Source organism: Streptomyces bambusae, assembly GCF_019400985.1.
In the GTDB taxonomy this organism is placed as follows: domain Bacteria; phylum Actinomycetota; class Actinomycetes; order Streptomycetales; family Streptomycetaceae; genus Streptomyces; species Streptomyces bambusae_A.
On the sequence record NZ_WTFF01000040.1, the window covers coordinates 14,711 to 32,083 of the forward strand.

Here is a 17,373-nt window from a genome sequence, read left to right on the forward strand (position 1 = left end):
TGAACGGGTGTGGCGGTTGATCGTACTGGTGACCGATCCCTGCCTGTGGCCGCCCGAGGCGGCCGCCGCCGCGCGCCGACCGCCCCTGCCTATGGCTACCCGCGTCGACCGACCCCTGCCTGCGGCTACCCGCGTCGGCTCGCGCCGCGCGCCGCCAGGCCCCGCGCCCGGTCGAAGGCGACGACCGCGCCCGCCTCGTCGTCCTTCCACGGGCGCGCCCCGCAGTACGGCCCCAGCCGCCGGAACTGCTCCAGCGCCGCCCCGTACGCACCCACCCGTCCCAGCCGGTACGCCAACAGGTGGCGCAGCTGCGGCAGTTCCGGGTGGTCCTGGGGGACGGAGTCCAGGCGCCGCGCGATGTCCTCCAGCCGCGCCCGGCCCTGCGCGCCGCGCAGGCCGTCGATCCGCTCGGCCCGCTTCCCCACCTTGTCCAGTTCGTCCAGCGCATGCAGGTAGAGGCCGGGCAGAGTGCTGCCGTGCGGCGCGGACGTGACCGCGCGGACGGCGAAGTCGAGCATCAGCTCGTCGGAGCCGTGCCACTTGGCGCACCAGTACTGCAACGCCTGCCAGTGCGCGGCGGTGTGGTGCGGGGCGCGGGCCGTCAGGTTCCGCCACAGGTCGTGGAACTGGCTCTGCGAGTACGACATCGCCCGCGCCGCCGTGATCATCACGACCCAGGGGCCGGGGTCGTGCGGGGCCCGGTCGGCGGTGCGCTGTGCGGCGGCCATGGCGGCGGGCAGCATCGAGCGGAACCGCCGCATGTCCTCGTCCGGGACCTGGTGCGCGTAGGCGGAGCCACGTATCGCCCAGGCCTCGTCCACGAGCACCAGCGCGTGGACGGTACCCGCGTCGCCGCTGTCGGGCAGGGCCGTACGCCAGTCGGTCAGCCAGCGGTCGTCGCCACGGGCGATCTGCGCCAGCGTCTCGATGCGCGACCACCGCTCGTCCCAGTCGGCGCCCGCCTCCTCGGCGTACGCCGCGGCCACCCGCCAGTCACCGCCCCAGGCGGCCTCGGCCACCTTCTGCTCTTCCGCGCACGTCGCGCCGTCGGGCTCGGGGCCGGGGCGACGGGGGTCGAGCTGCTCGCGCGGTACGAGCCCGAAGGCGGCGGGGTCGAACTGCGTGCGCACCCACCTGTCGGCGGACGGAGAAACGGGCCGGCGCTTGCGGAACGCCCAGGCCACGGCCAGGGAGAGCAGCACGAGGAGTACGACGAGAGCTACGATCACGGCCGCCATGATGGGCCGTGCCGCCTGCTCCCACCAACCTGGAATCCCGATCGTTACGAATGGGCGTACGCAGCGGTCGTCCGGTGTATTCGGGGCCGCGGCGGAATCTCCGCACGGTCATCGGCGAGTGCTGATCGCGCCCTGGGCGCCACGATCCCCCCAACTCCGCGGTCTCTGCCGCCGGATGGGACTGACAAGTTGAGACAAACAGTGGATCGCGTTGCTTACGCTCCGTCTCGTCGTCGATAGGCCCACGCCCCGGCGACTGCGACGGCGAGGGCGAAAAGGACGTGAACCATCAGTCCGGTCCAGGGTCCGAGCCCGTTGTCGAGTAGCCCCTGCGCAGGCGAGGCGTCCGTGCTGGTGTCCGACGCGTCGGCCATGGCGGCTCTGGCGGCAGCGAAGGGCAGTACTTCGTGCAGTGCGGAGATGCCGAGCAGACGGCCGAGCAGTAGCCCTGTCAGTCGTTCGATGATCAGTGGCCACAGGACGAGTAGGAGCACGGTCCATACCCGGTTGCGGAGGAGGGCTGCCACGGAGCCGGCCAGCACGGGCCAGCAGGCCATAACAAGCGTGAAACGCAGGAGCGCGGGCAGAGTCTGCTCCCATGCGGGCTGAGGAGTGCCACTCATGGCCAGGGCTGATGCTCCGGCAGCCCCAGCGATCAGCACGGTCACCACGGCTGTGGCGGACGTCAGTAGTGCCGCGACGCACAGTTTCGCAACGAAGGCAGTCGTCCGGGACGCGGCGGTCAGCCAGGTCGTACGGGCAGCCCCGCGTGTGAGGTCGGTGCTGACAGAGCTCGTGCCCAGGGCTATCAGCAGCAGGGCCAGCAGAGGCAGTTGGGTGGCGGCGGGAGCCCACTGGAGAGCGTCCGCCACCGTTGCGGGGGTGGGGGCGGAGTCTGTGTCGGCCACAAGCAGCAGGCTCACTCCGTTGCCGACAGTCAGGACCGCCGCCACGGACAGCAGGACCCAGGTGGCACGCAATCCACGCAGATGATGCCATTCGTAGGCTGCGGCCCGGCGCAACGCACGGGCAGGGTGAGGAGTGTGCGGCGGGCCACCTGGTGTATCCGCTGCCGTCCCGGCCGGGAACGGACCGGGGCCCGGCTGCATGGGATCCGTCGTCTGGGTGCTCATCGGATGTGGAACTCCTCCTGCGCGACGGAGAGGTAGTACTCCTCCAGAGAGGATGTCCGCTCGTCGAGCCAGGTCAGGGGTAGTGAGTCCGCGGCAGCCAGCGCCCCGACCCGGAAGCGGTCGAGCCCGCTGATCGAGATCATGCCGTCTTGCAGCGGGCGCGTAGTGCCGCCGGCCTGCTCCACAAGGGCGGCCAGGCGATCAGGAGACGGGCTCTGCGCGGTAACGGTTCCGGTCCGGGTGGTGATCTCGCGCATCGTGGTCTGTGCGACCACCTTGCCGCGCGCGAGCACGACCACCCCGTCGGCCAGCTGTTCCATCTCAGGAAGCAAGTGGCTGGAGACGAGAACTGCCCGCCCTTCCCTGGCCAGGTCGCACAGGAAGGTACGCAACCAGCGCAGGGAATGCGGGTCGAGGCCGTTACCCGGTTCGTCGAGGATGAGCACTGGCGGGTTCCCGAGCATCGCCTGGGCGATACCGACCCGCTGGGCCATGCCCAGCGAGAGGGCCTTGAGCCTCAGCCCGGCGGCTTCCCTCAGTCCCACCATGTCCAGGACCTCGTCGACCCGGCTCTTGGGCAGGCCGAGGCCTTTGGCGACCATGGTCAGATGGGTTCGGACCTGGTGGGCGGGGTGGCCTGCTACGCCACCGAGGACTGCCCCGACCACATGACCAGGAGAGCTCCAAGCGGACAGTGGCTGCCCGAAGAAGAGGGTCTGACCTCCGCCCCTGAGAAGGCCGAGCATGATGCGGATGGCGGTGCTCTTCCCCGCACCGTTGGCCCCAAGAAGTCCCGTCACCGAGCCGGCCGGTGCGTGCAGGGACACATCGTGCAGAACGGTTCTGGGGCCGAAAGACCGGCTCAGTGCCACAGCGGCTACACCGCTTGCGGGCATGCCGGGCGTACCGGTCACCAGGGCCACCCGAAACGGTTCAGGGCGACCGCACCGATGATGACAGCGCCAGCCATGCAACTCGCCCCGCCCCAGCTGGGACTCTTACGAGTCAGGGCACAGTAGAGGAATCCGCAGATGGTCATCAGCAGGCCGGCTCCGTAGAGCAGCCATCCAGGAGTACGACCGGCATCGCCTCCGAGGAGAAAGACAGGGGCGGTCAGGGCGAGCAGAACCATGGGAACTGCGAAGAAGCGGTCCACCGGTGTGGATCCGGATGCGCTGGTGGTCATGCGCGCCTTTCCAGTCGTGACAGAGCAGGAGGGCCGCCCTCCCACGAAGACGTGGGAGGGCGGCCCGAAGGATCAGCCGATCTGGTCGGCCAGGTAGTTGATGACCCAGGTCTGGGCGCTGCCGCTGAGCGCCCACCAGGCGGCGCGCACGGTCCAGTGCTGGTTCTTCATCCACTCGTTGAACGCGGCGCCGCCGGCCTTGGCCTTCTCGACGGCCTTCTTGAACAGACCACCCGTGCGCTTGAGGAGCTCGATGAACACCTTGCCCTTGTCCGCGGCGGCGGCCTGCTCAACGGCAGCCACGTCTGCGGCGGAGGCGGCGGGCGCCCCGGACGCATGAAGAAGGCATGCGTGAGCGCAGGCGATGTTTTCCAGGCATGAACCCGTGCCCCCGCGGTCTTCTTCCCCGTGAATTGATCCCCGTCCGACGGTTGGTCTGGTCGGGGCGTGACGACAGGGAACCTAGCCCCCCGTCCGGTAATCGATCAACCGGCACTGATAGTGAACAAGACCACGAGCGACGCGCACCGGAACCACTTGCTCCAGCGCGAGTTGACGTCCATTCGCATCGGAAGGGCTCAATCTGCGTCACATTGGCGCCATAGGTAGCCAATTTCTCGGCCAAGTCGACGGAAAATGTTCGACAAAAATTGCCCACAAAATTCCGGACAGCGATATTCGGACTGCCTCCGTCGAAGTAAACGGACCGCTTCGGTAACCCGGCCGGCCCGAGAATGACTCGTAACAGACGCCTGGTGGCGTGACCCTTTCCACGATGACCGCATACCGCCACCACGGATGCGCGTACCTCGTTGGAACGGAGACATCGTCGTGCCGAGTCGGGGGCCGCCCGCCCGGCCGTTGCAAACGGCTGGTCCGACGCAAGCACTGGCTGAGAACCCAACCGCGCAGAAACCAGGCAGCGACAGGCAGAGCACCCAGACGCTTCTCCACCACAGTCGTCACCACGCACTCAAGACGCTGACGCTGGGACCGTGGTCGTGGTGGCCGGGAAGCCATCGACCCACCCGGACCAACGCCATACGACCGGCCCGGGACACTCCCGGACCGGTCGCACCATACGAATCAACGACCCGCGAAGTACGGGACCAGCCCCCGAGCGGCAGGGCAGCCGTTGCCTACCAGTGGCCTCGCAGGGTCGCCGGAGTCCCGCCGTTTGCCTCGTAGCCCGCTACCGCCAGGGCGCGGTTGATCGCGTACGCGGCTGCCGGGTCCGGTTGGTGGGACCAGGGGAGGGCGCCTACGTAGCCGTCCACGTGGCGCAGTTGTTCCATCGCCTCCGCCCACCGCTCGGAGCGGACCAGGAACCAGAGCAGCAGGTGGCGGGCGTGGGCCAGCATCGGGTCGTCGGGGCGGGCGTTGTGGACCGCGAACAGGGCGCCTTCGACGGCGCGTGTGACGACCGCGCTCTGGAAGAAGGACTGCACCATGGTGATCTCGGGGAGGTGCTCGTACACCGCGAACAGCGGCAGCGCCGCCAGCAGCGAGCCCTGCGGCGCCCGCGCCGCCGCCGCGTGCGCGAAGGCGTCGGCCTTCTCGCGCGAGCCGTGCCACTTCTCGCACCAGTAGTGCAGGGCGGCCAGGTGAGCGCCCATGTGCTGCGGCGCCCGGTCGATGACCTTCGCCCACAGCGCGTCGAACTCCGCCTCCGAGTAGCCCAGTCCGCGCGCCACGGCCAGTTCGACGATGTACGGGACCGGGTCGCCCGGTGCCAGCAGGGCCGCCTCCGCGCACGCCGCGCGGGCCTCCTCCAGGATGATGCGGTGGTCGGTCGAGCCGACACCGCCCGAGCTGCGCCAGGCCTGCTGCACCAGCAGCTCCGCGTGCACCTGCGCGCCGCCCGCGTCCTTCGGGGCCTCCAGGCGCCACGCCTTCAGCCACGGCGCACCGGCGCCCGGCGTCTGCATGAGCTCCAGCGCCGCCGCACCGGCGAACGCCTGCACCCGCTGCCAGCGCTGCTCGCCGTCGCGCGGCGTACCGGCGAGTAGCTGGGAGGCGGCCTGCCACTGGCCGCTGCGCTGCACGTTGCCGAGGGCGTCCATCAGGTCCTGGTCGGGCCCGGGGACGCGGATGTCGAGCTGTTCCTGCCGGACGAATCCGTAGTTCTCGGGGTCGGCGGCGTCAGGGCTGCCGGGGGCGGCCAGGCGCACGGCGTCGCGCCGGCGCCGTATGACCGGGGACAGGGCGGCCACCAGCAGGCCGACCGCGATCAGGAACCACAGAATCTCCATGGGTCCAGCGAACCAGACACCCCCGCCCCGAGGCCAATACGAACGTTCTGTGAAATCGGCGCGGGCGGGCCGCGCGGGCGGGCCGCGTGCCGCCGGGGACGGCGCCGCGTTCCGGCAGGCCGCCGGGCCCTGCCGGGGCTTAGGCTCTGCCCCATGAGTGACCACAGCCACGAGCACCAGAGCTTCGAGACCCGCGCCATCCACGCGGGCAACACCGCCGACCCGCTGACCGGCGCGGTCGTGCCCCCGATCTATCAGGTGTCGACGTACAAGCAGGACGGCGTCGGCGGCCTGCGCGGCGGTTACGAGTACAGCCGCAGCGCCAACCCGACCCGTACGGCGCTGGAGGAGAACCTCGCGGCGCTGGAGAACGGCCGGCGCGGCCTGGCCTTCGCCTCGGGCCTCGCGGCCGAGGACTGCCTGCTGCGGACGCTGCTCGCGCCCGGCGACCACGTGGTCATCCCGAACGACGCGTACGGCGGCACGTTCCGCCTGTTCGCGAAGGTCGTGGCCCGCTGGGGTGTGGAATGGTCGGTCGCCGACACCTCCGACCCGGCGTCGGTGCGCGCCGCGATGAACGACCGTACGAAGGTCATCTGGGTCGAGACCCCCTCGAACCCGCTGCTCGGCATCACCGACATCGCGGCGATCGCCGACATCGCGCGCTCGGCGGGCGTCCGCCTGGTCGTCGACAACACCTTCGCCTCCCCCTACCTCCAGCAGCCGCTGGCCCTGGGCGCGGACGTCGTCGTGCACTCGCTGACGAAGTACATGGGCGGCCACTCCGACGTGGTCGGCGGCGCGCTGGTGACGGCGGACGCGGAGCTCGGCGAGGAGCTCGCCTACCACCAGAACGCGATGGGCGCCGTGGCCGGCCCCTTCGACTCCTGGATCGTGCTGCGCGGGATCAAGACCCTGGCGGTGCGGATGGACCGGCACAGCGAGAACGCGACCCGCGTCGCGGACATGCTGACCCGCCACCCGAAGGTCACCCAGGTCCTGTACCCGGGCCTGCCGGAGCACCCGGGTCACGAGGTCGCGGCCAAGCAGATGAAGCGCTTCGGCGGCATGATCTCCTTCCGCGTCGCGGGCGGCGAGGAGGCGGCGGTCGAGGTGTGCAACCGGGCGCGGCTGTTCACGCTCGGCGAGTCGCTGGGCGGGGTGGAGTCGCTGATCGAGCACCCGGGGCGGATGACGCACGCGTCGGTGGCCGGGTCGGCGCTGGAGGTCCCGGGCGACCTCGTTCGCCTGTCGGTGGGCATCGAGGCCGTGGATGACCTGCTGGCGGATCTGACGCAGGCGCTGGGCTGAGCTCGTCCGCTGCGCGGGGCCTCTCCCCTCCCCGCCCCTTCCCGCTGTACCGGATATGCGGCTCCGCCGCGTGGCGGGGTGCGGCCCCGGGCCCCGGTTTCGGGGGCTCCGCCCCCGTACCCCCGCGCCTCAAACGCCGGCGGGGCTGGGATTTGCAAATCCAGCCCGCGCGGCGTTTGAGCGCACCGGGCGCGGAGCGCACGGAACGGGGTCTGGGGCGGAGCCCCAGTTTCGGGAAGGGGCGGGTAGGGGAAGAAGCCCCGCGCAGCGGTCAGGCCGGTACGGCGGCGCGGGCCGGGTGTGGGGTCGGGGCCGCCAGTGCGGCCTCGTAGCGGTGGAGCAGGAGCCGGGCGAGCTCCGGGGCCGCGCCCAGGACCCCGGCCACGACATCCGCACCGGCCGCCGCCGCCCCCGCGGCGATCCGGTCGGGCAGCCGGCCGGGAGCGATGACGTACGGGGCCACGGCCACGCGCCGAACCCCTTCGGCGCGCAGCGCGCGTACGGCGTCCTCCGTACGGGGGAGCGCCGCGGAGGCGAACGCAGGCCGCACGGCGCACCAACCGGTGTGCCGCCACTCCCGCGCGATTTCTGCGATCACTGCGATCGCCTCCGGGTCGGTGGAACCGGCGGACGCGAGCACCACACCGGTGGTGGCGCGGTCCGCCGGGGTCAGCCCGGCCTCCCGCAGCCGGCGGTCCAGCGCCGCCGTCAGCAGGGGGGACGGGCCCAGTACGTCCGCGATCCGGACGCGGAGCTCCGGCAGCCGGGCGGTGGACTCCGACAGCGCCGCCGGTACGTCGGCCTTCGCGTGGAAGGCGCGGGTGAGCAGCAGGGGGAGGGCCACGACCTCGCGGACCCCCGACAGGTACAGCGAGGCGAGCGCCTGGGACACCGACGGGGTGTCGAAGTCCAGGAACGCGGTCTCCACCCGCAGCCCCGGCCGCAGCGCCCGCACCCGCCGGGTCAGGGCGTGCACGGTCGCCGCGTGCCGCGGGTCGCGGCTGCCGTGCGCGATGACGAGCAGGGCGGGCCGGCGGGTGGACCCGGGGGCAGACCCGTCGGCGGCCCCGTCGGCGGGCAGCCCCAGGGCAGACCCGGGGGCAGCCCCGTGGGCGGGCAGCCCAGGGTGCCGCGGGCGGCGCGCGGGCTGCTGGGCGGCGTACGGCGGACGCATGGCGGCCGTCAGCTCCTGGCCAGCAGGCCGCGGCTGCGCAGCACCCACCGCTCGACCGGGCTGAAGATCAGCAGGTCGATGGCGATGCCCACGACCAGGATCAGGATGATGGCCAGGAACACGCCCGGCAGGTCGATGTTGTTGCGGCCGTTCTCCAGCAACTGGCCCAGGCCCAGGCCGAGGTCGGGCGAGGAGGCGATGATCTCCGCCGCCATCAGCGAGCGCCACGAGAAGGCCCAGCCCTGCTTGAGACCGGCCAGGTAGCCGGGCAGCGCGGCCGGCATGACCACGTGCCAGACGCCCTTGACGCCGGTGGCGCCCAGGGTCCGCCCGGCGCGCAGGAACAGCGGGGGGACCTGGTCCACGCCGGAGACGAGGCCGTTGGCGATGGACGGGACCGCGCCGAGCAGGATGACGGTGTACATCATCGCGTCGTTCAGGCCGAACCAGAGGACGGCCGGCGGCACCCACGCCACGGACGGCAGGGACTGCAGACCGGACAGGATGGGGCCGATCGCGGCCCGGACCAGCTTCACCCGGGCGACCAGCAGACCCAGCGGGGTACCGATGGCCAGGGCCAGCAGGAAGCCCAGCATGCCGCGGGAGACCGAGGTCCAGATGACGTCCAGCAGGGTGCCCTGCAGCCACATCTGGGACAGGCTCGCCCAGACCGCGGACAGCGGCGGGAGCTTGGTCTCCTCGGTGACCTTCGCCGAGACGAGGACCTGCCAGACCGCCAGGACCAGGCCGACCGCGACGACGGGCGGCAGGACCTTCTTGACGAGGACCTCGCGGACCGGCGTACGGCGGACCTCGACGGCGTCGAGGGCGTCCAGCCCGGCCTCCAGGCCGGCGAGGTCGTCCGCCTTGGCGGCCGCCTTCGGGGCGGTGTCAGTGCTGGCCATGGCGGCGGATCTCCCCACGCAGGTGTTCAGTGATCTCCAGGGACAGCTCCGCGACGGCCGCGTCCTCGATGCGGCGCGGCTGCGGGATGTCCACGGTCCATTCCTTCGCCACCCGGCCGGGCCGGGAGGAGAGCAGGACCACGCGCTGGGCCAGGCGGACGGCCTCGCGCACGTTGTGCGTGACGAACAGGACCGACACGCCGGTCTCCGCCCAGATGCGGGTGAGCTCGCCGTGCAGCACGTCCCGGGTGATGGCGTCCAGGGCCGCGAACGGCTCGTCCATCAGCAGCAGCCGGCTGTCCTGCGCCAGCGCCCGGGCCAGGGCCACGCGCTGGCGCATGCCGCCGGACAGCTCGTGCACCCGCTTGCCGTACGCCCCGCCGAGCCGGACCAGCTCCAGCAGCCGCTCGGCCTCGCCGCGCCGCTCGGACTTGGCGACCCCGCGCAGCCGCAGGGCCAGTTCGATGTTCTTGCCCGCGGTCAGCCACGGGAAGAGGGCGTGCTCCTGGAACATCAGCGCCGGACGGCCCGCGGTCTCGATCGAGCCCGCGGACGGCTTGTCCAGCCCCGCGACCAGGTTCAGGAGCGTGGACTTGCCGCACCCCGAGGCCCCCAGGATCGTGACGAACTCGCCGGGCGCGACATCGAGGCTGATGTCGTCCAGGACGAGCTGCGTACCGGCCGGGCCGGAGAAGGACTTCGAGACGTGCTCGATACGGGCGGCGCGCTCCACCGTCGCTACGGCGGAACCCTCGGCAGCCGTGGCAAGCGTCGTGGCCATGGTCGTCACCTCCTGGGGACTTACGGGGCGGGTGGAGTTACTTCGCGCCGAGACCGGCGTCGGCGACCTCGGGCTTGCCTGCGGCCTTCAGCACCTTGTTCAGGAGCGTCAGGTCGTAGATGCCGCTCAGGTCGGGCTGCTCGATGAGCTTGGCCTTCACCGCGTAGTCGGCCTGGGTCTTCAGGGTCGGGGCCAGCGGGTCGTCGGTGACCGCGAAGGACTGCCAGGCCGGGTCGATGATCTTGGCGTCGAGCGGCTTGCCGGTCTCCTTCTCCAGCGCCGCGTTGGCCGAGGCCTTCGCCTTGTCGGGGTTGGCGTTGATCCACTCGTTGGTCTTCACCGTGCCCTTGAGCACGGCCTCCACCACGTCCGGGTGCTCCTTGAGGAACTTCTGCGACACGATGACGTTCGTGATCACGAACTTCTTGTCGGGCCACAGCTCGGTCTCGTCGAGGAGGACCTTCGCGCCGTCGCTGACCAGCTTGGACGCGGTCGGCTCGGGCACCCACGCGCCGTCGATGGAGCCCTGCTTGAAGGCGTCCGGGGTCACCTTGTTGTCGGTGCGGACGACGGAGACGTCACCCTTGCCGGACTCCGGGTCGACCTTCCAGCCCTTCTCGGAGATCCAGTTCAGGAACGCCACGTCCTGCGTGTTGCCCTTCTGCGGAGTGGCGATCTTCTTGCCCTTGATGTCGTCGAGGGTCTTGATCCTGTCCGGGTTCACCACCAGCTTCACGCCGCCGGAGGCGGAGCCGGAGACGATCCGCAGGTTCTTCCCCTTGGACTTCACGTAGGCGTTGATGGACGGCGAGGGGCCGATGAAGCCGATGTCCAGCGAGCCGCCGTTGAGCGCCTCGATCTCGGACGGGCCGGCGTTGAAGGTCTGCGGCTTGAGCGCGGTGCCGCCGAGCTCCTTCTGGATCAGGCCCTCCTGGAGGCCGACCAGGGCGGTGGCGTGGGTGAGGTTCGGGAAGTACCCGATGCGGACCTCGGCGGCGGACAGCTTCGCGCCGCCGTCGGCGGCTGCCGGCTTGGCCGCGGTGTCGTCCTGCTTGGCCTGGGAGCCGTAGCCGCAGGAGGCGAGGGCGCCGATCAGCAGCGGCAGGGCAGCGGCGGCGGCGAGGCCGCGGCGCAGGGTGCTGGGTGTGGTCGAACCGGTGGCAGGCACGGAGATGGTCCTCTCGTGACGTGCCGTCAATTCATGCGGCACGTCTTCGTCGGTGGAGCGGGGGCGGGTACGGCTCGTGGGGGGTGAGGGCGCGCAGGCAGTGCGCGTACGTCATCGCACACATCGCGCCACTCCTCCCTGGCCGCTGCCCAGGGCGCCGCTGCCCACGCGGCCGCCCTCCTTGGCGAAGGTGGAGAAGATGTCGGCAGACACCGTCAGAAGTCCCATCCCTCGTCGTCCTGCACGGGAGCGGTCTTCGCCTCGGAGGCGAAGGACGCGCCCGCCATGCCCGCCGCGAGCGTGGTGCCGTCGGCCGGGTCGATCAGCAGGAAGGACCCGGTGCGGCGCGAGTCGGCGTACGCGTCGAGCGCGAGCGGCTCGGCCGTACGGACGACCACGCGGCCGATGTCGTTGGCCACCAGCTGACCCGGGTCCGGGTGCTGGGAGAGGTCGTCCAGCGTGAGCCTGGACGGGATCTCCTTGACGATGGCCTTCACCGTGCGGGTGGTGTGCTTGAGCAGGACCCGGGCACCCACCGTCAGCGGCTGGTCGGCCACGTGGCAGACCGTCGCCTCGACGTCCTGCGTGGTGGCCGGGGCCGTCGCGGTCGGCGCGATCAGGTCGCCGCGCGAGATGTCGATGTCGTCGGCGAGGCGGAGCGTCACCGACTGCGGCGCCCAGGCGATGTCGACGCTCTCGCCGAGCGCGTCGATGCCCTCGATCACCGAGGTACGGCCGGACGGCAGCACGGTGACCGGCTCGCCGACGCGCAGCACGCCGGAGGCGATCTGGCCGGCGTAGCCCCGGTAGTCGGGGTGCTCGGCGCTCTGCGGGCGGATCACGTACTGCACCGGGAAGCGCGCCGGGCAGGCCGTCAGGTCGTGGCTGACCGGCACGGTCTCCAGGTGCTCCAGCACCGTCGGGCCGCCGTACCAGTCCATGTTGGAGGAGGGCTCCACCACGTTGTCGCCGGCCAGCGCCGAGATCGGGATCGCGGTGATCTCGGGGACACCGAGATCGGAGGCGTACGTGGTGAACTCCTCGGCGATCTTCGCGAAGACCGCCTCCTCGTAGCCCACCAGGTCCATCTTGTTCACGGCCAGGACCACGTGCGGGACGCGCAGCAGGGCGGCGACGGCCGCGTGCCGGCGGGTCTGCTCGACCACGCCGTTGCGGGCGTCGACCAGGACCACGGCCAGCTCGGCGGTGGAGGCGCCGGTGACCATGTTCCGGGTGTACTGCACGTGCCCGGGGGTGTCGGCCAGGATGAACCGGCGGCGGGCGGTGGCGAAGTAGCGGTAGGCCACGTCGATGGTGATGCCCTGCTCCCGCTCGGCCCGCAGGCCGTCGGTCAGGAGGGCCAGGTCGGGGGCGTCCTGACCGCGGTCGGCGGACACCCGCTCCACGGCCTCCAGCTGGTCCTCCAGGACCGACTTGGAGTCGTGCAGCAGCCGGCCGACCAGGGTGGACTTGCCGTCGTCGACGGATCCGGCCGTGGCGAAGCGCAGCAGCGTGGTGGCGCTGAGCTGCTCGGTGGTGCTGGTCATGTCTAGAAGTACCCTTCGCGCTTGCGGTCTTCCATCGCGGCCTCGGACAGCTTGTCGTCGGCGCGGGTCGCGCCCCGCTCGGTCAGGCGGGAGACGGCGATCTCGGCGATCACGGCATCGAGCGTGGTGGCGTCGGAGTCGACGGCGCCGGTGCAGGACATGTCACCGACGGTGCGGTAGCGGACGATCCGCTTCTCCACCGTCTCGGTGTCCTTCGGGCCGCCCCACTCGCCGGCCGTCAGCCACATGCCGCTGCGCAGGAACACGTCCCGCTCGTGCGCGAAGTAGATCTCCGGCAGCTCGATGCCCTCGCGGGCGATGTACTGCCACACGTCCAGCTCGGTCCAGTTGGACAGCGGGAAGACGCGGACGTGCTCGCCGGGCGCGTGGCGGCCGTTGTAGAGCTGCCACAGCTCGGGGCGCTGGCGGCGCGGGTCCCACTGGGAGAACTCGTCGCGCAGCGAGAACACCCGCTCCTTGGCCCGGGCCTTCTCCTCGTCGCGGCGCCCGCCGCCGAACACGGCGTCGAACCTGTGCTGCTGGATGGCCTCGGTCAGCGGGACCGTCTGCAGCGGGTTGCGGGTGCCGTCCGGGCGCTCGCGCAGCTTGCCGGCGTCGATGTACTCCTGGACGGAGGCCACGTGCAGGCGCAGGCCGTGCTTCGCGACCGTGCGGTCCCGGTAGTCGATGACCTCGGGGAAGTTGTGCCCGGTGTCCACGTGCAGCAGGGCGAACGGCACCGGAGCCGGGGCGAAGGCCTTCAGCGCCAGGTGCAGCATGACGATGGAGTCCTTGCCGCCGGAGAAGAGGATCACCGGCTTCTCGAACTCGCCCGCCACCTCGCGGAAGATGTGCACGGCCTCGGACTCCAGCGAGTCCAGGTGCGACAGCGCGTACGGGGCGTCGGCGTCGGCCTCGGTGTGCAGGTGCGCGGCGGTGGTCATGCCAGACCCCTCTCGGTGAGCAGCGCGTACAGGGAGTCGGCCGACTCCTGCACGGACTGGGTGTGCGACTCGATACGGAGGTCCGGGGACTCCGGCGCCTCGTACGGGTCGTCGACCCCGGTCAGCCCGGAGATCTCGCCCGCGGCCTGCTTGGCGTACAGGCCCTTCACATCACGCTCGGAGCACACCTCGACCGGGGTGGCCACGTGCACCTCGACGTAGTCCGTCGCCGCGGCGGCGTGCCGCTTGCGCACCGCCTCGCGGCTGTCCGCGTACGGCGCGATGACCGGCACCAGCGCCTTGACGCCGTTGCGGCTGAGCAGCTCGGCGACGAAGCCGATCCGCTGCACGTTGGTGTGGCGGTCCTCGCGGCTGAAGCCGAGGCCGGCGGAGAGGAACTCGCGGATCTCGTCGCCGTCGAGGACCTCCACCCGGTGGCCCTCGCCGCGCAGCCGCTCGGCGAGCGCGTAGGCGATGGTGGTCTTGCCCGCGCTGGGCAGACCGGTCAGCCACACCGTGGCTCCCTGGCCGGTCACGCTCATCCGCTTCTCCGTAGGTTCCGTGTCGTTGGTGGGTGTCATGGTGGTCATCAGCCGTGCAGTCCGCACTCGATCTTGGCCCGGCCGGCCCAGCGGCCGGCCCGCGCGTCCTCGCCCTCCGCCACGCGGCGGGTGCAGGGGGCGCAGCCGACGGAGGCGTAGCCGTCCATCAGGAGCGGGTTGGTGAGCACGCCGTGCTCGGCGACGTACGCGTCCACGTCGTCCTGGGTCCAGCGGGCTATGGGGGAGATCTTGACCTTCTGCCGCTTCTCGTCCCAGCCGACCACCGGGGTGTTCGCCCGGGTCGGGGACTCGTCGCGGCGCAGCCCGGTGGCCCACGCGTCGTACGCGGTCAGGCCCTCCTCCAGCGGCTTGACCTTGCGCAGCGCGCAGCACAGGTCGGGGTCGCGGTCGTGCAGCTTCGGGCCGTACTGCGCGTCCTGCTCGGCCACCGTCCGGCGCGGGGTGAGGGTGATGACGTTGACGTCCATCACGGCCTCGACCGCGTCGCGGGTGCCGATGGTCTCCTCGAAGTGGTAGCCCGTGTCGAGGAACACCACGTCCACGCCGGGCATGGCCCGGGAGGCCAGGTGGGCGACGACCGCGTCCTCCATGGAGGAGGTCACGCAGAACTTCTTGCCGAAGGTCTCGGCCGCCCAGGTGAGGATCTCCAGCGCGGAGGCGTCCTCCAGGTCACGCCCGGCCTGCTCGGCGAGCGCCTTGAGGTCGCCGCTCTCCTGAACCGTCGTCATATCGCTTCCCCTCCAGTGGTGTCGGTCCGAAGCCCGCGGGCCAGCAGCCCGAGGTACTTCAGCTGGAAGGCCCGGTTGCACGACCTGCATTCCCAGGCGCCGTGGCCCTGCTCGTTCGGGAACAGGTCCTCGTCGCCGCAGTACGGGCAGTAGAACGGGGCGGCGCGGCCGCTCATGAGAGGCTCTCGTCGCTCGCGCGGCCGACCCAGGTCGCGAACCGCTCGCCGTCCTCGCGCTCCGCCTCGAAGCGCTTGACGACCCGCTCGACGTAGTCGGGCAGCCCGTCCTTGGTGACCTTCAGGCCGCGAACCTTGCGGCCGAAGCCGGCCTCCAGGCCGAGGGCGCCGCCCAGGTGGACCTGGTAGCCCTCCACCTGGTTGCCGTCGTCGTCCAGGACCAGCTGGCCCTTGAGACCGATGTCCGCCACCTGGATACGGGCGCAGGCGTTCGGGCAGCCGTTGATGTTGATGGTGAGCGGCTGGTCGAAGTCCGGCAGGCGGCGCTCCAGCTCGTCGATCAGCGAGGCGCCGCGCGCCTTGGTCTCGACGATGGCCAGCTTGCAGAACTCGATGCCGGTGCAGGCCATCGTGCCGCGCCGGAACGGGGACGGGTCGACCCGCAGGTCGAGCGCCTCCAGGGCGGCGACGGCCGAGTCGACCTGCGCCTCCTCGATGTCCAGCAGGATCATCTTCTGGTCGGCGGTGGTGCGCAGCCGGCCGGAGCCGTGCTGCTCGGCCACGTCGGCAATCTTGTTGAGGGTGGCGCCGTCGACCCGGCCCACGCGCGAGGCGAAGCCGATGTAGAAGCGGCCGTCCTGCTGGCGGTGCACGCCCATGTGGTCGCGCCACCGGCCGGCGGGCTCCTGCGGGGCGGGGCCGTCGGTGAGCTTGCGCCCCAGGTACTCGTCCTCCAGGACCTGGCGGAACTTCTGCGCGCCCCAGTCGGCGACGAGGAACTTCAGCCGGGCGCGGGTGCGCAGTCGGCGGTAGCCGTAGTCGCGGAAGACCGAGATGACGCCCTCGTAGACGTCGGGGACCTCGTCCAGGGAGACCCAGGCGCCCAGGCGCACGCCCAGCTTGGGGTTGGTGGACAGGCCGCCGCCGACCCAGACGTCGAAGCCCGGGCCGTGCTCGGGGTGCTCGACGCCGACGAAGGCGACGTCGTTGATCTCGTGCGCCACGTCGAGCAGCGGCGAGCCGGAGACGGCCGACTTGAACTTGCGGGGCAGGTTGGAGAAGTCCGTGTTGCCCACGATGCGGCGGTGGATCTCGTCGATGGCGGGAGTGCCGTCGATGATCTCGTCCTCGGCGATGCCGGCGACCGGGGAGCCGAGGATGACGCGCGGGGTGTCACCGCAGGCCTCGGTGGTGGACAGGCCGACGGCCTCCAGCCGGCGCCAGATCTCCGGGACGTCCTCGATCCGGATCCAGTGGTACTGCACGTTCTGCCGGTCGGTGAGGTCGGCGGTGCCGCGGGCGAACTCCTCGGAGATCTCGCCGATCACCCGCAGCTGCTCGGTGGTCAGCCGGCCGCCGTCGATGCGCACGCGCAGCATGAAGTACTTGTCGTCCAGCTCCTCCGGCTCCAGGACCGCGGTCCTGCCGCCGTCGATCCCGGGCTTGCGCTGGGTGTACAGGCCCCACCAGCGCATGCGTCCGCGCAGGTCGTTGGGGTCGATCGAGTCGAATCCGGTCTTGGAGTAGATCGTCTCAATGCGTGTCCGCACATTGAGACCGTCGTCGTCCTTCTTGAACTGCTCGTTGCCGTTGAGGGGCGTGTGGTGGCCGACGGCCCACTGACCCTCGCCGCGGTGGCGGCCGGTCTTGCGGCGCGCGGCTGCGGGAGCGGCAGCGGGCTTGAGGGTGTTGTCGGCCATGGCGGTAAGTCCTTCTTCAGCGGCTCTGGGCAGGGGTGGGCTACCTTGCGGTGATGCCCCGTGTCCGAGCAGGTCGGCGCTGACCTGCGGTGATGCCAGCAGATGCGGCTCATCCAGCCCACTGCGGTCAGGCGGTGGCTGGACGGTGTTCCAGGGGGTGCAAGGAGTCGACGGCGGGTGGCTGGATCTTTCAGCTCGCCGGACAGATGGCGCTGGACATGCGGCCGAGGTCGACGTGACGTCGACTCACCAAGGCAATTCCAGCTCCATTCATGGCGGAAGCGTGTCATGTGCCTCTTGGAGGAGTCCACTACTGTCCATGATGTGGACAGAACCGTCTCGAAACGTGGGCGTGTGTGGCGCCGGTCACCCTGCGGGGGAGCGGCTGATGTCCGAAAAGGGGAAAGCTGTGCCGCTGGCGCCCGGCGCGGGGGCGGGTCTCTGTGTCGCGCCCGGAGGCGGGTCGCTGCGTGCCTGCCGGGGGTGGGTCCGCTACGCGCCTGCCGGGGGCGGGCCGCTGCGCGCCGGCGTGGGGGCGGGTCGCTGCGTGCCCGCCCGGGGGTGGGC

Annotated in this window: 17 protein-coding genes; 1 reads left to right on the forward strand and 16 read right to left on the reverse strand. The window is 71.2% G+C overall.

What is annotated here, in order from left to right:
* Positions 1-125 precede the first annotated feature (125 nt).
* The 5 genes from GPJ59_RS08790 to GPJ59_RS08810 form a co-directional block, all read right to left on the reverse strand.
* Complete coding sequence (locus tag GPJ59_RS08790) at positions 126-1,229, reverse strand: hypothetical protein (protein WP_219665906.1); 1,104 nt, start codon at positions 1,227-1,229, stop codon at positions 126-128.
* 224 nt (positions 1,230-1,453) lie between these two features.
* The gene (locus GPJ59_RS08795; protein WP_219665907.1) at positions 1,454-2,371 is read right to left on the reverse strand and encodes a hypothetical protein; all 918 of its coding nucleotides are present in this window, start codon (positions 2,369-2,371) and stop codon (positions 1,454-1,456) included.
* Positions 2,368-3,267 (reverse strand): ATP-binding cassette domain-containing protein, encoded by a 900-nt coding sequence (locus GPJ59_RS08800; RefSeq protein ID WP_258024084.1) that lies wholly within the window; start codon positions 3,265-3,267, stop codon positions 2,368-2,370. The genes GPJ59_RS08795 and GPJ59_RS08800 overlap by 4 nt, the downstream gene beginning before the upstream one ends.
* Before the next feature lie 362 nt (positions 3,268-3,629).
* The gene (locus GPJ59_RS08805) at positions 3,630-3,860 is read right to left on the reverse strand and encodes a hypothetical protein (protein ID WP_219665909.1); all 231 of its coding nucleotides are present in this window, start codon (positions 3,858-3,860) and stop codon (positions 3,630-3,632) included.
* A gap of 836 nt (positions 3,861-4,696) precedes the next feature.
* On the reverse strand, positions 4,697-5,809 hold the full coding sequence (locus GPJ59_RS08810; protein WP_219665910.1) for a hypothetical protein: 1,113 nt from the start codon (positions 5,807-5,809) through the stop codon (positions 4,697-4,699).
* Positions 5,810-5,962: 153 nt separating this feature from the next.
* Here GPJ59_RS08810 and GPJ59_RS08815 point away from each other — a divergent pair, with 153 nt between their 5' ends.
* Complete coding sequence (locus GPJ59_RS08815) at positions 5,963-7,120, forward strand: cystathionine gamma-synthase (RefSeq protein ID WP_219665911.1); 1,158 nt, start codon at positions 5,963-5,965, stop codon at positions 7,118-7,120.
* Positions 7,121-7,391: 271 nt separating this feature from the next.
* On the opposite strand, the gene GPJ59_RS08820 is transcribed toward GPJ59_RS08815, so the two are convergent.
* From GPJ59_RS08820 to GPJ59_RS38870, 11 genes are all read right to left on the reverse strand, one after another.
* The gene (locus GPJ59_RS08820; RefSeq protein WP_258024081.1) at positions 7,392-8,294 is read right to left on the reverse strand and encodes a sirohydrochlorin chelatase; all 903 of its coding nucleotides are present in this window, start codon (positions 8,292-8,294) and stop codon (positions 7,392-7,394) included.
* 8 nt (positions 8,295-8,302) lie between these two features.
* Positions 8,303-9,199 carry an ABC transporter permease gene (locus GPJ59_RS08825; RefSeq protein WP_219665912.1) on the reverse strand — a complete coding sequence of 299 codons (897 nt, stop codon included), beginning with the start codon at positions 9,197-9,199 and terminating at the stop codon, positions 8,303-8,305.
* Complete coding sequence (locus tag GPJ59_RS08830) at positions 9,186-9,980, reverse strand: ABC transporter ATP-binding protein (RefSeq protein WP_219665913.1); 795 nt, start codon at positions 9,978-9,980, stop codon at positions 9,186-9,188. Before GPJ59_RS08830 ends, GPJ59_RS08825 begins: the two co-directional genes overlap by 14 nt.
* Before the next feature lie 37 nt (positions 9,981-10,017).
* Positions 10,018-11,148, reverse strand: a complete 1,131-nt coding sequence (locus tag GPJ59_RS08835) for an aliphatic sulfonate ABC transporter substrate-binding protein (protein WP_219665914.1) — start codon at positions 11,146-11,148, stop codon at positions 10,018-10,020.
* Between the two features lie 215 nt (positions 11,149-11,363).
* Positions 11,364-12,695: a sulfate adenylyltransferase subunit 1 gene (locus tag GPJ59_RS08840; RefSeq protein ID WP_219665915.1), complete on the reverse strand. Its 1,332-nt coding sequence runs from the start codon at positions 12,693-12,695 to the stop codon at positions 11,364-11,366.
* 2 nt (positions 12,696-12,697) lie between these two features.
* Positions 12,698-13,639: a sulfate adenylyltransferase subunit CysD gene (cysD, locus tag GPJ59_RS08845; protein ID WP_219665916.1), complete on the reverse strand. Its 942-nt coding sequence runs from the start codon at positions 13,637-13,639 to the stop codon at positions 12,698-12,700.
* Positions 13,636-14,181 (reverse strand): adenylyl-sulfate kinase, encoded by a 546-nt coding sequence (cysC, locus tag GPJ59_RS08850; RefSeq protein ID WP_219665922.1) that lies wholly within the window; start codon positions 14,179-14,181, stop codon positions 13,636-13,638. Before cysC ends, cysD begins: the two co-directional genes overlap by 4 nt.
* A gap of 47 nt (positions 14,182-14,228) precedes the next feature.
* Positions 14,229-14,930 (reverse strand): phosphoadenylyl-sulfate reductase, encoded by a 702-nt coding sequence (locus GPJ59_RS08855; protein ID WP_219665917.1) that lies wholly within the window; start codon positions 14,928-14,930, stop codon positions 14,229-14,231.
* Positions 14,927-15,106 (reverse strand): DpnI domain-containing protein, encoded by a 180-nt coding sequence (locus GPJ59_RS08860; protein WP_219665918.1) that lies wholly within the window; start codon positions 15,104-15,106, stop codon positions 14,927-14,929. The genes GPJ59_RS08855 and GPJ59_RS08860 overlap by 4 nt, the downstream gene beginning before the upstream one ends.
* The gene (locus GPJ59_RS08865; protein WP_219665919.1) at positions 15,103-16,806 is read right to left on the reverse strand and encodes a nitrite/sulfite reductase; all 1,704 of its coding nucleotides are present in this window, start codon (positions 16,804-16,806) and stop codon (positions 15,103-15,105) included. The genes GPJ59_RS08860 and GPJ59_RS08865 overlap by 4 nt, the downstream gene beginning before the upstream one ends.
* Before the next feature lie 190 nt (positions 16,807-16,996).
* Positions 16,997-17,080 carry a putative leader peptide gene (locus GPJ59_RS38870; protein ID WP_309550570.1) on the reverse strand — a complete coding sequence of 28 codons (84 nt, stop codon included), beginning with the start codon at positions 17,078-17,080 and terminating at the stop codon, positions 16,997-16,999.
* Between the last annotated feature and the right edge of the window lie 293 nt (positions 17,081-17,373).

Bases quoted from the DNA above. Each gene is read 5' to 3' on its own strand.
- cysC (WP_219665922.1), bottom strand. From the start codon at position 14,181: ATGAGCGTGACCGGCCAGGGAGCCACGGTGTGGCTGACCGGTCTGCCC.
- GPJ59_RS08865 (WP_219665919.1), bottom strand. From the start codon at position 16,806: ATGGCCGACAACACCCTCAAGCCCGCTGCCGCTCCCGCAGCCGCGCGC.
- GPJ59_RS08810 (WP_219665910.1), bottom strand. From the start codon at position 5,809: ATGGAGATTCTGTGGTTCCTGATCGCGGTCGGCCTGCTGGTGGCCGCC.
- GPJ59_RS08860 (WP_219665918.1), bottom strand. From the start codon at position 15,106: ATGAGCGGCCGCGCCGCCCCGTTCTACTGCCCGTACTGCGGCGACGAG.
- GPJ59_RS38870 (WP_309550570.1), bottom strand. From the start codon at position 17,080: ATGAATGGAGCTGGAATTGCCTTGGTGAGTCGACGTCACGTCGACCTC.
- GPJ59_RS08825 (WP_219665912.1), bottom strand. From the start codon at position 9,199: ATGGCCAGCACTGACACCGCCCCGAAGGCGGCCGCCAAGGCGGACGAC.
- GPJ59_RS08820 (WP_258024081.1), bottom strand. From the start codon at position 8,294: ATGCGTCCGCCGTACGCCGCCCAGCAGCCCGCGCGCCGCCCGCGGCAC.
- GPJ59_RS08800 (WP_258024084.1), bottom strand. From the start codon at position 3,267: ATGCCCGCAAGCGGTGTAGCCGCTGTGGCACTGAGCCGGTCTTTCGGC.
- GPJ59_RS08855 (WP_219665917.1), bottom strand. From the start codon at position 14,930: ATGACGACGGTTCAGGAGAGCGGCGACCTCAAGGCGCTCGCCGAGCAG.
- GPJ59_RS08815 (WP_219665911.1), top strand. From the start codon at position 5,963: ATGAGTGACCACAGCCACGAGCACCAGAGCTTCGAGACCCGCGCCATC.
- GPJ59_RS08795 (WP_219665907.1), bottom strand. From the start codon at position 2,371: ATGAGCACCCAGACGACGGATCCCATGCAGCCGGGCCCCGGTCCGTTC.
- GPJ59_RS08830 (WP_219665913.1), bottom strand. From the start codon at position 9,980: ATGGCCACGACGCTTGCCACGGCTGCCGAGGGTTCCGCCGTAGCGACG.
- GPJ59_RS08840 (WP_219665915.1), bottom strand. From the start codon at position 12,695: ATGACCAGCACCACCGAGCAGCTCAGCGCCACCACGCTGCTGCGCTTC.
- cysD (WP_219665916.1), bottom strand. From the start codon at position 13,639: ATGACCACCGCCGCGCACCTGCACACCGAGGCCGACGCCGACGCCCCG.